The organism is Enterobacter cloacae complex sp. P13B (assembly GCF_014895915.1).
Classification (GTDB): Bacteria; Pseudomonadota; Gammaproteobacteria; order Enterobacterales; family Enterobacteriaceae; genus Enterobacter; species Enterobacter bugandensis.
Map to the genome: position 1 here is coordinate 13,245 of NZ_JADBQN010000029.1, position 15,061 is coordinate 28,305.

The window sequence follows — 15,061 nt, forward strand, 5'->3', positions numbered from 1 at the left end:
TATTGGTAAGAACATTAACAGACAATATAGCAAACAGAAAGGGCGACACCCGCATTTTGCCTGAATGAAATACGCTCCCTTTTCTGATTAAAAGGGAGCAACGATTTACTTCTTCAGCCCCGCAAACGCTGCCCGAATCTCCTCCTCCGGCAGCTGGATACCAATAAACACCATCACGCTATGCGGCGCTTCATCGCCCCACGGGTGGTCCCAGTCGGCGCTGTACAGGCGCTGTACGCCCTGAAACAGCAGGCGGTTCGGCTCGCCGTCGATCCATAGCATGCCTTTGTAGCGCAGCAGCTTGTCGGCAAACGACAGCAGCAGGTTTTCCATTACCCGGGAGACCTCGCTGATGTCCACCGGGTAGTCCAGCTCCACCACAATCGACGCCACGTCGTTTTGCCTGTCTGCCATAAAGTGGAAGCGCGGCTTTGCGGTGACGTTCTCCTCCAGCATAAAGCCGTTGGTGTTAAACAGCTGGGATAGATCGATATCGCCATGCGTCACCGTATAAATCGGCGCGCGCGAGTTGATGCGCGTCAGGCGCTCGCGGAGTTTTTCGCTGTCGCCTGCCACGTCGGTTTTGGTCAGCAGAATGCGGTCGGCGTAGCCTACCTGAGACTGGGCAATGGTGAACTGGTTCATCTGCTCGTCGGCGTGGACCGCGTCTACCAGGGCAATCACCCCGTCCAGCAGGTAGCGCTGGCAAAGAATATCGTGCGAGAAAAAGGTCTGAATAATCGGGCCGGGGTCGGCCATGCCGGTGCACTCGATCACCAGGCGGTCGAAGCCGATGTCACCGCGATCGCGGCTGTCGAGCAGGTCCAGCAGGGCGTCTTCCAGCTCGTTAGAGCGGGTGCAGCAGATGCAGCCGTTGGTCAGGGTTTTGATTTGCGTGGCGCGGTCTCCGATTAATTGATCGTCAACGGAGACTTCGCCAAATTCGTTTTCGATGACGGCGATTTTGAAGCCGTGCTGTTCATTCAGGATGTGGCGCAGCAGGGTGGTTTTACCGGCGCCGAGGAAACCGGTCAGCAGGGTAACGGCAATCGGGGTCATGGTCTCTCCTTTAGCAGCAGCGGACGCCGCCTTCTCCACTTCCGCCGTAGCGCGCTTCCTGACGCTCGCGGAAGAATTCGGTGTAGGTCATGTACGGCTTATCCGGATGGTTGGTCTTCATATGCTCAACGTAGTTGTCATAGTCCGGAATGCCAATCAGCATTTTCGCCGCCTGACCGAGGTATTTTTTTGCTTCGCCTAAGTTACCAAACATTGAGGGTTCCAGATAGAAGAAGCCCGGAGGCGCGCAGCGATCCGGGCCTACAGTGACAGGCTTAATTAATGGTGTGAAGAGGTCTTCACGCCGCCTTCCGGCACCGGCACGTACGGGGTCTCTTTATCCGTACGGCCTTCGGTGTTGCGCACTTTCATCCAGGTTTTGATGCCGTAGAAGATAATGCTGTACACCACCACCAGGAACAGAATGCTCAGACCCGCGTTGGTGTAGTTGTTCACCACGATATGGTTCATGTTGGCAATCTGCTGTGCGGTCAGATCCGCGCCGCCTGCGGCAATCTTCTCTTTGTACTGGTTAGCCATGAAGAAGAAGCCTTCCAGCTGCGGGTTGGTGCTGAACAGCTTCAGGCCCAGCGCCCAGGTGGTGCAGAGCAGCAGCCACAGCGCAGGAACCACGGTCACCCAGATGTATTTGGTGCGCTTCATCTTCACAAGGACGACGGTACCGAGCACCAGGGCAACGGCTGCCAGCATCTGGTTAGAGATACCGAACAGTGGCCACAGGCTCTTCACGCCGCCGAGCGGGTCGACAACGCCCTGATACAGCAGGTAGCCCCACAGGCCTACGCACCCGGCAGTACCCAGAACACCCGCTACCAGAGAGTCGGTTTTCTTCAGGAACGGCACGAAGTTGCCCAGCAGATCCTGCAGCATGAAGCGGCCCGCACGGGTACCGGCATCCAGCGCGGTGAGGATGAACAGCGCTTCGAACAGAATACCGAAGTGGTACCAGAAGCCCATGTCCGCCCACGGCAGCACTTTGTGGAACACGTGTGCGATACCCACGGCCAGCGTCGGCGCGCCACCTGCGCGGTTCAGCACGGACGGTTCGCCAATGTCCTTCGCGGTCTGCATGATCTGCTCAGGCGAGATCACGAAGCCCCAGGAGCTTACGGTCGCCGCCGCGTGTGCGCTGGCCTCTTTCAGCTGCGCCATGATCAGCGCGGTATTTTCCCCGCCCATCTCATGCAGGTTTGGCATGGTGATGCCCAGACCCGCCGGTGGAGTGTTCATCGCGAAGTACAGGCCTGGCTCGATAATCGACGCCGCTACCAGCGCCATGATCGCCACGAAGGACTCCATCAGCATCGCGCCGTAACCGATAAAGCGCGCGTCGGTTTCGTTGGCCATCAGCTTCGGCGTGGTGCCGGAAGCGATCAGCGCGTGGAAGCCAGACACGGCGCCGCAGGCGATGGTAATAAACAGGAACGGGAACAGGGCGCCTTTCCACAGCGGACCGGTGCCGTCAATGTACTGCGTCACCGCCGGCATTTTCAGCTCAGGGTTGATGATGACAATCCCGATCGCCAGCCCGACGATGACACCGATTTTCAGGAAGGTCGCCAGGTAGTCGCGCGGAGCGAGAATCAGCCACACCGGCAGCAGGGCGGAAACGAACGCGTAACCGATCAGCGCGAAGGTGATGGTGGTGTCTTTAAAGGTCAGCGCCGGGCCCCAGTACGGGTCGTGCGCAATCACGCCGCCGAAGTAGATGGAGGCGACCAGCAGTACGATACCAATGACCGACACTTCACCCACGCGGCCAGGGCGCAGGAAGCGCATATAGATGCCCATGAACAGCGCAATCGGTACGGTAGAACAGACGGTGAAGACGCCCCACGGACTTTCGGCCAGCGCTTTCACCACGATCAGCGCCAGCACCGCGAGGATGATGATCATGATCAGGAAGCAGCCGAAGAGGGCGATAGTGCCCGGCACGCGGCCCATCTCTTCTTTGATCATCTCGCCCAGCGACGAACCGTTACGGCGCGAGGAGATAAACAGCACCATAAAGTCCTGCACCGCTCCCGCCAGCACCACGCCCGCCAGCAGCCAGAGCGTACCCGGCAGGTAGCCCATCTGGGCGGCCAGCACCGGGCCGACCAGCGGGCCAGCGCCTGCAATGGCGGCAAAGTGGTGACCAAACAGCACGTAGCGGTTGGTTGGCACGTAGTTCAGGCCGTCGTTGTTAATGACCGCCGGGGTGGCGCGCGTCGGGTCGAGCTTCATGACCTTCTGCGCGATGTACAAGCTGTAGTAGCGATAGGCCACAAGGTAGACGGAGACCGACGCGACCACGATCCACAGGGCGCTGACGTGTTCGCCCCGGCGTAATGCGACAACCGCCAGACAGAAAGCGCCGAGGATCCCGAGTAAGGCCCAGGGCACGTGCTTAAGTAGTTTTTTAGTATCCATAGTAAGACCTGGTTTTTTATGTAAAGAAAAAAGGGTCAGGGTTCGTTGTGAGGAGGTATTGATTAATGCTGGAGCGATCGTGCCAGATCCGCGCGCGCGTAAAGGAAGGTAAATGAGTGAGTGGTTGAAAGTGACGGGTGAGCGGTCAAAGGACGCGGCGAGTGGTTCAGGCTCGCCGCTGGTCGGGAAAATTATGTGATTGAGATCACGTGGTTTTCCGGGCTGCGCTCCATCGACAGGTAGCTTTCCAGCGTCTTGATGAGCTTCTCCTTCAGCCAGCTCGGCTCCAGGATCTGAATATTCGGCAGCCAGTAGAACAGCAGCGGCAGGATCTGGTTTTCGTGTGCCGCCTGGCAGCGCAGCGTGACGCCGCCGCGCCGCTCCTCCAGCAGCTCCTGTTCCGGCAGGAGATCGCGGCGCAGGAAGTAATGTGAAATATTATCCTTAATGAATATTTTCACGGTGAAAGTAGTTTCGGACACCCACGGGTCGAGGCTTTTTTCCAGCAGTTCCCGAACATTTTCATCAGGAGTAAAAAAGGTTTTTTGAACATCAAACCAGCTAATCTGGCTTAATGAAAAGGATTTCAACCGGCTATTTTCGGTAGCTTGTAAATACCATATATTTTTTTTGTTAATGAGTTTATAGGGATTAATCAGACGGGTTTTACCCTTATAAACGATCTGACAGACATTATGGTTCTTAATCGATTTCTCGATTTTCGCTAAATGGCGGCGGATATCACGCTGCACCGTGTGCTCTGCGTCATTACCGAGGATAAGAATATGGTTTTCGTCGACGCGCGCCTCCAGCTTTTGCCAGAAGTCCGTATTTCTTTCAGGGAAAAAGTTATCGGCATTCAGGAAGTTAGCCAGAGCATGATGTAATCCCTGCCCGCCGGGAGATTGGGCGGAGTGGATCAGTCGATATAGCCCGTTACCGGTATGTTCAACAATGGGCGAGAGCGCATTTAAATCCCGGTAGACGGTACGCTCGGTAATTTTAAATTTCTCCATTAGCGCACTGCGGTTTACCACCCCGTGTAAATGTAGCTCAAGGAGAATATCGACCAGACGTTCAGCCGAGCGGCTCCGCGTCGTTTTAGCCATAAGGTCTTCCTGTATATTGGGTATGCGCTGAACAATGCAAAAGCACTGACCGGAGATGTCAGTATTCAGGCACAGAAAATTTCTCTTATGGATATATAACGGCGTGATTTAGCGGAAACCTTAGGAATTTTTGTAGAAAGCGGCGCTGGCCCGAAAAAAGGCCAGCGCGAGGGGGATCACACGACGGCTTCCATCTCCATCATCACCGGGTGGAAACGGCGCTTAAAGTAGATCAGGCCATGTCCCGCGTCACTCAGGATGATGTTTTTCACTTCGACAAGATAAACCAGATGCGTGCCGATGGTTTGCACCTGGGTAATCTCGCCTTCCAGGCTCGCCAGCGCGCCTTTCAGCACCGGCTGCCCCAGCGGGCCTTTCTGCCAGCAGGAGAGGGCAAAGCGCTCCTCCATTGCCATCCCGGTCATCCCGGCGAAGTGGCGGGCCATGATCTCCTGCTCGTGGTTCAGCACGTTGACGCACAGCCTGCCGTTGCCCTGAAAGACCGGGTTCATGGCGCTGTTAGCGTTAATGCAGACCATGACCGACGGCGGGGTATCCGTCACCGAGCAGACGGCGGTGGCGGTAATGCCGCAGCGTCCGGCGTCGCCCTCGGTGGTGACCACATTGACCGCCGCCGACAGGCTGCTCATTGCGTCGCGAAAACGCAGGCGTTGTTCATCTGAATGCATTGTAACCTCCCGCTGCGCTATTTCAGCAGCTTGTCGAGCATGTTGATATCGCTGTTGTTGTGCAGGTGCGGCACGGTCCAGCCGTGCTGGTCGTACTCGGACATGCAGCGGTCGACCATTGCCATCATCTTGTCCATATTCCCGGAGCTTTGCGCCTGACGCAGGCATTGCAGGCGGATCTCATCCTGGCTGCCGGAGTAGTTGATTTCGTACAACTCGTGACGACCCCCAAACTCGCTGCCGATGGCGTCCCACATCAGTTTCAAAATCTTGATGCGTTCGACGTGATCCATTCCGTTGGAGCCGCGCACGTACTTCGCCAGATACTGGTCGATCTGCGGGTTGTTCAGGTCCCGCGCGCTGGACGGCAGATAAATTAGCCCGGAGGTCACGTTACGTTCGATGATGTTCTTGATCTTCGCGTAGGCCATCGGGGCCATCACGCGGTAGGTTTGCAGCGCCGCGTGGTCCGGCAGGTACGCGCCGTTCACCCACGGCGTGGCTTCGGAGCACATGGAGTCGCTCAGCGCCCAGAACATATTGCGCCAGGCCACCACTTCGCCGAGATCCGCCTGCACGCCGCGGAACTCAAGGGTACCGGTGCACTCCAGGGATTTCTTCAGCAGGGCGGTGATGAAGTCGAGCTTCACCGCCAGACGCACGCAGGCCTGAAGCGGGTACATGCGGGCGAAGCCGCCCTCCATCGTCCAGCGACGGCAGCGGTCGAAATCGCGGTAGATCAGCACGTTTTCCCACGGGATCAGCACGTTATCCATCACCAGGATTGCGTCGTTCTCGTCGAAGCGGCTGGAGAGCGGGTAGTCGTACGGGGAGCCGGTTGCGCCTGCCACCATCTCGTACGAGGCGCGGGAGATCAGCTTCACGCCTTCGGCATCCATCGGCGCGACGAACATCAGCGCGAAGTCCGGGTTTTCGCCCATCACCTGCGCGGAGCCAAAACCGATCATGTTGTAGTGGGTCAACGCCGAGTTGGTTGCGACGACTTTCGCACCGCTGACGATAATCCCGGCATCGGTCTCTTTCTCCAGCTTGATGTAGACGTCCTTCACCTCGTCCGCCGGCTTGTGGCGGTCGATCGGCGGGTTGACGATGGCGTGGTTGAAGTACAGGCCGGTTTCCTGAATGCGGGTGTACCAGTTCCGGGCGTTCTGCTCGAACTGACCGTAGAAGGCAGGGTTCGCTCCCAGCGCGCAGCCGAACGCCGCTTTGTAGTCCGGCGTGCGCCCCATCCAGCCGTAGCTCAGGCGCGACCACTCGGCGATGGCGTCGCGCTGCTGGCGCAGGTCGTCGGCGCTTTTCGCCACGCGGAAAAATTTGTGGGTGTAGCCGCCGCTGCCGGTGTCGGTGCCCCAGCACAGCGTGTCCTGCATGTCCGGCTTGTGCAGGGCGTCGTACATCTGGGCGATGGACGCCGCCGCATTGCGAAATGCCGGGTGGGTAGTGACGTCCTTAACGCGCTCGCCGTAGATATAAATCTCACGACCGTCCTGCAGGCTTTTTAAATACTCTTCGCCGGTTAACGGACGTTTGGCATCAGCGCGGAATTCTTCTGGCTTCATAGGGACCTCGTATCGGAAGATGGTTGTTAAATTTATGTTTTGTTTTTGTTGTTTAATTGAAGCGTGAGAGGGGCGGAACGTGAAGGGACGTTTGGGACAACGGCGGGTACTTTTCGGGCGGGATTGGGATTTGTGATCTGTGCGGGTTTTTGGCGGGTGGCGCTGCGCTTACCCGCCCTACATACCGCGATGCGCTCAGGAAACCGGTACTTTCTGCGCCCGATACGCGCTGGGCGAGCAGCCCGTCAGGCGATTGAAAAACCGGGCGAAATAGGCCGGATCTTTAAATCCCAGCTGCCAGGCAATCTCGCTGACCGCGCTGTCGGAAAACAGCAGCAGGCGCCTGGCCTCGCGCAGCTGCCGGTCGAAGATCAGCCGTTTCGGCGAGCGGTTGGCGAAGCGGCGGCAGATGTCCGTCAGGCGGGATTCGGTGAGGTGCAGTTCGCTGGCGTATTCCGGCACCGTCCAGTGCTGGTGGTAATGGGTGTCGATCAGCTGGGTAAAGCGCTGGAACAGCTTCAGCTCGCCGCGCATCCCGCTGGCCGCGTGGTCGTCGAGCTTCGCGTTGCGCAGCAGCAGGGTAAATACCGCCTGCGCCAGCAGGACCAGCGTATGCTCACGGCCCGGCAGCTGCGCCGTGGATTCCCGGGCAATGAGCTGCCAGTAGTGCTTCAGCGCCACCAGTTCGTCAGGCTTGTCGGCAAGCGACAGACAGATCCCCGGCAGGCCGAACGCTTCCCGCGTGCCGGGGTAGAGCACCTCCAGCAGCGGCCAGATGAGATCCTCGCGCACCGTCAGCACGTGCCCGTCGCTGTCGGATTCGGTGATAAACGCGTGCGGCACCGACGGCGGCGTCAGCACAAACAGCGGCGCCTGCACCGAATAGCGGTGGTCGTCGAGCTGGAGCTCAATCTGCCCGGTGTCGAGAAAGTGCATCTGAAAGTACTGGTCGTGACGGTGCGCCTGCATGTCGCGGCCAAAAAAGGCCGCCATGCGCGCGAACGACTGATAGTGCACGTCGTCGGTGCCCAGGCTTTCGTCGTACTCCTTGCTGATATCAATGTTGGCGATAGGGCTCTGGCACATGATCGTTCCTCTGTTGAACCCGCTGCGTCATCGGGATACGCGTCAGCACCAGCGCGCCGACCACCAGCAGACCCGCCACGAACCATAGCCCGGAGCTGAAGCTGCCGGTCGCGTCGCGCAGGATCCCAATCAGCAGCGGGCTGACGGCGGATCCGACGTTACCGATGGCGTTGATCACCGCCAGCGCCACCGCGCGGGATTGCAGGCTAATAACCTGGTCCGGCGTGGTCCAGAATATCGCCATGGCGGTAAACGATCCGGTTGAGGCCATGATGATGCCAAGCAGTTGGATCAGGCTGTGATCGGTCGCGGAGGCCAGCATCCATCCCGCCGCTGCAAACAGGTACGGCAGGATGGTGTGCTTTTTTCGCTCTTTCAGCCTGTCGGAGCGGCGACTCCACCAGATCATCCCGAGGATGGTACAAAACTGCGGGATCGCCGCCAGCAGGCCAATCACGATATTGCTGCTGCCGGTGTTGAAGCTTTGCAGGATCTGCGGCGTCCAGATGTTGATCGCGCTCAGCGTATTGGTCAGACAGAAGTAGGCCAGCGTGTAGAGCAGCACGGCGGGCGTAAGCACCTCGCGCAGCGTCGAGCGCGGCGTGACGGATTGGGCGATGGCGGCCTCCTGCTCGCGGGCGATCATCGTTTTCAGCGCCTGCTTTTCGTCCTCATCCAGCCAGGTGGCCTGATCCGGCGTGTCGTTGAGGTAAAACCAGGTCACCACGCCGAGCACCACCGACGGCAACCCCTCCAGCAGAAACAGCCACTGCCAGCCCTTCAGGTTCCACAGCCCGTCCATCGCCAGAATGTACCCGGAGAGGATCGAGCCGAGCATCATAGTCACCGGCATGGCGATCATAAACAGCGCGTTGGCGCGGGCGCGGTGATAGGCCGGGAACCACCAGGTGAGGTAGACCAAAATCCCCGGCAGGAAACCGGCTTCCGCAATGCCCACCAGCATGCGCAGGACGTAAAGCGTTTCGGGGCTGGTGGCGAACATGGTGCAGGTGGAGGCGATGCCCCACACCACCATGATCCCGGCGATCCAGCGGCGTGCGCCGACCTTCGCCAGCATGATGTTGCTGGGGATCCCGCACAGCACGTAGGTGACGTAAAACAGCGTCGCGGCCAGGCCAAACATGGTCGACGTGAGGCCCAGATCTTTGCCCATCGTCAGCCCGGCAAAGCCGATGTTGATGCGATCGAGAAACGAGAAAACAAACAGGATAAAGAGAAACACGATCAAACGACGGAACAGCTTATTTATTGCGCGATGTTCTACATCTTTATTATGCAGGGTTGAGGTCGTCATGTAGCGCTCCACATCGTACGTTTAGTAGACGGATTTATTGTTATCAACTGCTGTGGTGACGTCGGTAAAGCGGGCCGCCAGCGCTTCGGCGCTGCGGGCGAGCAGGGTGGTATCCACACCGACCGCCACAAACAATGCGCCGAGGCCGAGATAGCGTTTCGCCAGCTGTTCATTCGCCATCAGGATGCCGGGCGCTTTGCCCGCGCTGAGGATCTGCGCGATCGCCTGCTCGATGGCGGCCTGCACCTCCGGGTGCTGCGGATTGCCGGCAAAGCCCATGTCGGCGCTCAGATCCGCCGGGCCGATAAACACGCCGTCGACGCCTTCCACGTCCAGGATCTGCGGCAGGTTTTTCAGCGCCTCGCGGGTTTCGATCTGCACCAGCACGCACATGGCGTCGTTAGCCTGATGCAGATAGTCCGGGATGCGATTCCAGCGCGAGGCTCTTGCCAGGGCGCTGCCGACGCCGCGAATGCCCGCAGGCGGGTAGCGGGTGGCGCTTACCGCCAGCCGCGCCTCGTCAGCGTTTTGCACCATCGGCACCAGCAGGGTTTGCGCGCCTATGTCCAGCAGCTGCTTGATCTGCACCGGATCGTTCCACGACGGGCGCACTACCGGCTGGCTGGGATAAGGGGCGATAGCCTGGAGCTGAGTCAGGACGGTCTGCACGCTGTTCGGCGCGTGCTCGCCGTCGATCAGCAGCCAGTCAAAACCGGCCCCGGCCAGCAGCTCTGCGCTGTAGCTGCTGGTCAGCCCCAGCCATAAACCGATTTGCGGGCGGCCCGCCTTCAGCGCCGCTTTGAATGCGTTTTGCATGGTCGCCTCCTTATACAAAGCGACAGCTGATGGAACCCATGTTGCCGTAGTCAACATGGAAGGTGTCGCCTCTGCTGGCGCCAACTGGACGGGTAAACGAGCCGCCGAGGATGATTTGTCCGGGCTCAAGCTGCACGTCGTACGGCGCGAGCTTGTTGGCCAGCCATGCCACGCCGTTCGCCGGGTGGTTAAGCACGCCTGCGGCGACGCCGGTCTCTTCGATCACGCCGTTGCGGTAGAGCAGGGCGGAGATCCAGCGCAGATCCAGCGCGTCGGGCTTAATCGGACGACCGCCGAGGATCACCCCGGCGTTGGCGGCGTTATCGGAGATGGTGTCGAACACCTTGCGCGGGCGCTGGGTCTCCGGGTCAACGTTGTGGCAGCGGGCGTCGATCAGCTCCAGGGCGGGAATGACGTAGTCCGTGGCGTTGTAGACGTCGAAGATCGTGCAGTTCGGGCCGCGCAGCGGTTTTGCCAGCACGAAGGCCAGCTCCACTTCAATGCGCGGGACGATAAAGCGATCGACGGGGATGTCGCTGCCGTCGTGGAAGAACATGTCGTCCAGCAGCGCGCCGTAGTCCGGCTCGCTAATCTGCGAGCTGGCCTGCATCGCTTTCGAGGTGAGGCCAATCTTGTGGCCTTTCAGCACGCGGCCTTCGGCAATTTTCAGGCTCACCCATTCGCGCTGTACGGCGTAGGCGTCTTCGATGGTGATCTCCGGGTACTCCAGCGAGATCGCGCGGATCTGCTCCCGGGACTGTTCCGCCTGATGCAGGCGCTGGGCGATCAGGGTATGGGTGTGTTTGTCGAGCATGGCGATATCCTGTTTTTGCCGGGTGGCGCGTAGCGATCCCGGCCTACGATGTACGGTACGGGGCGGTGTGCGCTCGCTATTTAAACAACGCGTGCACGTTGTTCTGCTTGTAATTGAGCGTCGGGTGCAGTTCGTCGAGCTCAAACGACAGCGCCAGATAGCGCTCCGCCATCAGCGCCGCGAAGTGGGTTTGGATCAGCGCAAACAGCATCTCCCCCACGGCTTCCCGGCTCTCCAGGCTTCGCCCGGCGCCGATCTTCAGCGTCATATGCACAAAGGCGTAATCATGCTTACCGTCCGCTATCTGCCAGGTGTCCAGCCAGTGGGCGCGGCTGCGGATGCCGCCGAGCGGGAAGATCCCCGTGGCGGCCAGCGCCTCGTTCACTTTGGCGAACAGCCCCGGCAGGTCGGCCTGCGCGCGGATGTTGTCGGTACATTCAGCAATAAAGTGCGGCATAACGACTCCTTATGCGGGCAGCGGGAAAACGGCGTTGACCTGGCCGGTGCCGGAGCTGGCGAACAGCTCGGTGAGGAACTCCACCTTGCCGTCGTATTTATCCCAGCCCAGCATCCCCAGCAGCATCACCGTGTCGTGCATGTTGCCCTCGCCGTAGCAGTAGTCGGCGTACTCTGGCAGCATGCTGCAAAACTCTTTAAACTGGCCTTCGCGCCACAGCTTGACCACCCGCTCGTCCATCTGGCGGTCGAACTCGCGGGTGTAGCTGTTCATCCCTTCTTCCGCACGCTGGTCGTCGATAAAGCGGTGCGACAGCGAGCCGCTGGCGAGCACCGCCACGGTGCCGTCGTACTTTTCGATGGCGCTGACGATGGCCTCGCCCAGCCTGCGGCTGTCGGCGAAGTCGTGAACCGTGCAGAACGCCGAGATGGAGATCACTTTGAAGTGCTTATCCGCGTTCATGTAGCGCATCGGCACCAGGGTGCCGTACTCCAGCTTGAGGCTCGGGATGTTGTGCGCCTTGGCACGTACGCCGAGCTTCACCGCTTCGTCGGCGATCAGCTGCCCGAGCTCCGGGTTGCCGTCGTAGTCGTAGGTCATGTCGCGGATAAAGTGCGGCAGCTCGTTGCTGGTGTAGACGCCCGAAAAATGATCCGCACAGTTGATGTGGTACGCGCTGTTTACCAGCCAGTGGGTGTCGAACACGATGATGGTGTCCACGCCCAGCTCGCGGCAGCGCTTGCTGATCTCTTTATGCCCGTCGATGGCCGACTGGCGGCAGCCGTGGTTTTTCCCCGGCAGCTCGGAAAGATACATCGACGGCACGTGGGTGATTTTTGCCGCTAACGCTAGCTTGCCCATTGTCAGATCCCCCATTTTGGAATCGGATGGTCGCCCATGGAGATGCAGACGTTCTTCATCTCCGCGAACACTTCAAAGCTGTACTCGCCGCCCTCGCGGCCGGTGCCGGAGGCCTTCACGCCGCCAAACGGCTGGCGCAGGTCGCGCACGTTCTGGGTGTTGACGAACACCATGCCCGCTTCAATGCTGCGCGCCAGACGGAGCACCTTGCTGACGTCCTGGGTCCAGATGTATGACGCCAGGCCGTACTCCACGTCGTTCGCCAGGCGCAGGCCTTCCGCCTCGTCCTTAAACGGCAGCAGGCAGGCCACCGGCCCGAAGATCTCCTCCTGCGCCACGCGCATGCGGTTGTCGACGTCCGCCAGCACCGTCGGGCGCAGGAAGTTGCCGCCTTTCAGGTGTACAGGCAGATCGACCGGTTTGTCCGGGCCGCCCGCCAGCAGGGTGGCGCCTTCCTCGATGCCGAGGCGGATATAGCCGGAGACTTTCTCCCAGTGCTGCTGGCTGATGAGCGCGCCAATCTGGGTGTTCGGATCGGTCGGATCGCCCACGCGAAGGCGATTGGCGCGTTCGGCGAAGCGCTTGACGAACTCCGGATAAATGCTCTGCTGGATGAAGATGCGCGAGCCCGCGGTGCAGCGTTCGCCATTGATGGAGAAGATGGTGAACAGCGCGGCGTCCAGCGCGCGCTCGATGTCCGCATCTTCAAAAATCAGCACCGGGGATTTGCCGCCCAGCTCCATGGAATATTTCTTCAGCCCGGCGTTTTTCATAATGTTGCGCCCGGTGGCGGTGCCGCCGGTGAAGGAGACGGCGCGCACGTCGTGGTGGCGCACCAGCGCGTCGCCTGCCGTCGCCCCGTAGCCCTGCACCACGTTCAGCACGCCCGCCGGAATGCCCGCCTCCAGCGCCAGCTCGCCCAGACGGTCGGCGGTCAGCGGCGAGAGTTCAGACATCTTCAGTACCGCGGTATTGCCCAGCGCCAGGCACGGCGCGACCTTCCAGGTGGCGGTCATAAACGGCACGTTCCACGGCGACACCAGCGCGCAGACGCCCACCGGCTGCACCAGCGTGTAGTTGAGCATTTTGTCGTCGACCGGGTAGGTTTTGCCGTTCATCTGCTGGCACACCTCGGCGAAGAACTCGAAGTTGTGCGAGGCGCGCGGGATGAGCACATTTTTGGTCTGGTGGATCGGCAGGCCGGTGTCGGCGGTTTCCATGGCGGCGATCTCGGGCACGTTCTGGTCGATCAGATCCCCCAGGCGACGCATCAGGCGCGCGCGTTCCTTCATCGGCAGGTTGGCCCATTTCGGGAACGCCTCTTTAGCGGCGGCAACGGCCTGATGAATTTCCGCTTCACCGCCGGAGGCGACTTCCGCTAATACCTCGCCGGAGGCCGGGTTAGTGGTATGGAAGTACTCGCTTCCGGCGACGTTTTTACCGTTGATCCAGTGGTTAATCTTTTTCATTTTGCAGTCTCCTCGCTGACAATCCGGTTCACCAGGCGGCCCACGCCTTCCACTTCCACCACCACTTCATCGCCCGGCACCACGTCGGACAGCCCCTTCGGCGTGCCGGTGGCGATCATGTCGCCCGGCTGCAGGGTCATAAAATCGCTCAGATACGCAATCAGGTAAGGAATGCTGAAAATGAGATCGGCGGTGGTGCCTTCCTGACGCAGTTCGCCGTTGACGAAGGTGCGCAGGGTTAAGTTATGCGGATCGGGAATGGCTTCTTTCGGCACGATGTTCGGGCTGATGGGGGTTAATCCGTCGCGGCTTTTGACCCGCAGGTTCGGGCGGTAGTAATTTTCCAGGTAGTCGCGGATGGCGTAGTCGTTGCAGACCGTGTAGCCCGCGACATACTCCATCGCCTCGGCTTCGCTCACCTTACGCGCGGTTTTACCGATGACCACCACCAGCTCCGCCTCGTAGTGCATGTATTCGATATTGTTCGGGCGCACCGAGGTCTGGTTGTCGCCATTGAAGGTGTTCGGCGCTTTGATAAACACCAGCGGCTCGGTGGGCGGCTTGAAGTCCAGCTCGCTGGCATGATCGGCGTAGTTAAGACCGAGGGCGAACAGCGTGGCGTGTTCAGGCGTGCGGTGGGAAAGGGCAACGTCGCGCTCGTTCACCACCGGGTTTTCCAGCGGCGGGAAACCTTCCGCCAGAATCCGCACGCGATCGCCCGGGCGGATCTCCACGCGGCTTTGCGGCGTGCCGAGCAGGATCGCATCGCCGGGATTGAGGGTGGCGAATTCGCTCAGGGCGCTCAGCAGTTCGGCGGCGCTGCGCTGCAGATCGGCGGTGTTCCAGTGGTCCGCTTCGCGGCCGTTGATCTCGGTGATGATGGTCAGGTTGTCGACGTTATCAACGGCGGCCAGCTCGCCAAGCGGGCAAAAGCCGTCCCGGCATTTGGCCTTAATGGCCGGGCGGTAGAAGCTCTCTTCCGGCAGGCTCACCTCGTTGGCCAGCGCATATCCGGCGATGTACGCCGCGGCGTCCTCTACGCGCACCCTGCTGGCGGTTTTACCCACCACCAGCGCCACCGTCGCGCCGCTTAACACCGTTTCCCCCTGCGGGAAAGGAATGGGCTCGCCCGCGCGAATCACCGTGTTGTGCGGTTTGATAAACCACACCGGCGTTTTTGGCGGCATGTTGTAAGGGGCTTTTTCAAACGCCTCAGCCCAGGCTTCTTGCTGACTCTGGTGGTTCAGCGCGACGGCAAATACGGTACCTTTCATTCACCTACTCCTTACCCCGACGGTCCGGGTTATGATTTCATTAATATGTTAATGATCTGGTTTTATGCTTTTGCTGTTTATTTCGCAATCAGAAGTGAA

General features: G+C 59.9%; 14 protein-coding genes. All 14 read right to left on the reverse strand.

Going from position 1 to position 15,061, the window contains the following annotated elements; all coding sequences use genetic code 11:
• Positions 1–105: 105 nt before the first annotated feature.
• Entirely contained in the window at positions 106–1,059 is a 954-nt protein-coding gene (yjiA, locus tag IM273_RS13250) for a GTPase (RefSeq protein WP_193051528.1), read from the reverse strand.
• A 10-nt stretch (positions 1,060–1,069) separates the two neighbouring features.
• Complete coding sequence (locus IM273_RS13255; RefSeq protein WP_003856610.1) at positions 1,070–1,273, reverse strand: YbdD/YjiX family protein; 204 nt, start codon at positions 1,271–1,273, stop codon at positions 1,070–1,072.
• 65 nt (positions 1,274–1,338) lie between these two features.
• The gene (locus IM273_RS13260; protein WP_028015394.1) at positions 1,339–3,492 is read right to left on the reverse strand and encodes a carbon starvation CstA family protein; all 2,154 of its coding nucleotides are present in this window, start codon (positions 3,490–3,492) and stop codon (positions 1,339–1,341) included.
• A gap of 191 nt (positions 3,493–3,683) precedes the next feature.
• Entirely contained in the window at positions 3,684–4,601 is a 918-nt protein-coding gene (locus IM273_RS13265; protein WP_048957191.1) for a YafY family protein, read from the reverse strand.
• 176 nt (positions 4,602–4,777) lie between these two features.
• Complete coding sequence (locus IM273_RS13270) at positions 4,778–5,290, reverse strand: 4-hydroxyphenylacetate 3-monooxygenase reductase subunit (RefSeq protein ID WP_041911318.1); 513 nt, start codon at positions 5,288–5,290, stop codon at positions 4,778–4,780.
• A gap of 17 nt (positions 5,291–5,307) precedes the next feature.
• Entirely contained in the window at positions 5,308–6,870 is a 1,563-nt protein-coding gene (gene hpaB, locus IM273_RS13275) for a 4-hydroxyphenylacetate 3-monooxygenase, oxygenase component (RefSeq protein WP_058678933.1), read from the reverse strand.
• Positions 6,871–7,065: 195 nt separating this feature from the next.
• Complete coding sequence (gene hpaA, locus IM273_RS13280; protein WP_049138654.1) at positions 7,066–7,956, reverse strand: 4-hydroxyphenylacetate catabolism regulatory protein HpaA; 891 nt, start codon at positions 7,954–7,956, stop codon at positions 7,066–7,068.
• On the reverse strand, positions 7,928–9,271 hold the full coding sequence (hpaX, locus tag IM273_RS13285; protein ID WP_193051527.1) for a 4-hydroxyphenylacetate permease: 1,344 nt from the start codon (positions 9,269–9,271) through the stop codon (positions 7,928–7,930). The genes hpaA and hpaX overlap by 29 nt, the downstream gene beginning before the upstream one ends.
• 21 nt (positions 9,272–9,292) lie before the next feature.
• Positions 9,293–10,087: a 4-hydroxy-2-oxoheptanedioate aldolase gene (gene hpaI / locus IM273_RS13290; RefSeq protein ID WP_059354706.1), complete on the reverse strand. Its 795-nt coding sequence runs from the start codon at positions 10,085–10,087 to the stop codon at positions 9,293–9,295.
• Positions 10,088–10,097: 10 nt separating this feature from the next.
• Entirely contained in the window at positions 10,098–10,901 is an 804-nt protein-coding gene (gene hpaH, locus IM273_RS13295; RefSeq protein ID WP_193051526.1) for a 2-oxo-hept-4-ene-1,7-dioate hydratase, read from the reverse strand.
• A 76-nt stretch (positions 10,902–10,977) separates the two neighbouring features.
• The gene (locus tag IM273_RS13300) at positions 10,978–11,358 is read right to left on the reverse strand and encodes a 5-carboxymethyl-2-hydroxymuconate Delta-isomerase (protein ID WP_193051525.1); all 381 of its coding nucleotides are present in this window, start codon (positions 11,356–11,358) and stop codon (positions 10,978–10,980) included.
• A 9-nt stretch (positions 11,359–11,367) separates the two neighbouring features.
• Positions 11,368–12,219, reverse strand: coding sequence for a 3,4-dihydroxyphenylacetate 2,3-dioxygenase (gene hpaD, locus IM273_RS13305; RefSeq protein ID WP_041911312.1), 852 nt, complete (start codon positions 12,217–12,219; stop codon positions 11,368–11,370).
• 2 nt (positions 12,220–12,221) lie between these two features.
• A complete protein-coding gene (hpaE, locus tag IM273_RS13310) occupies positions 12,222–13,688 on the reverse strand; it encodes a 5-carboxymethyl-2-hydroxymuconate semialdehyde dehydrogenase (RefSeq protein WP_048999309.1) in 1,467 nt (488 codons plus the stop codon).
• Complete coding sequence (gene hpaG / locus IM273_RS13315) at positions 13,685–14,962, reverse strand: 4-hydroxyphenylacetate degradation bifunctional isomerase/decarboxylase (protein WP_193051524.1); 1,278 nt, start codon at positions 14,960–14,962, stop codon at positions 13,685–13,687. Before hpaG ends, hpaE begins: the two co-directional genes overlap by 4 nt.
• Positions 14,963–15,061 lie beyond the last annotated feature (99 nt).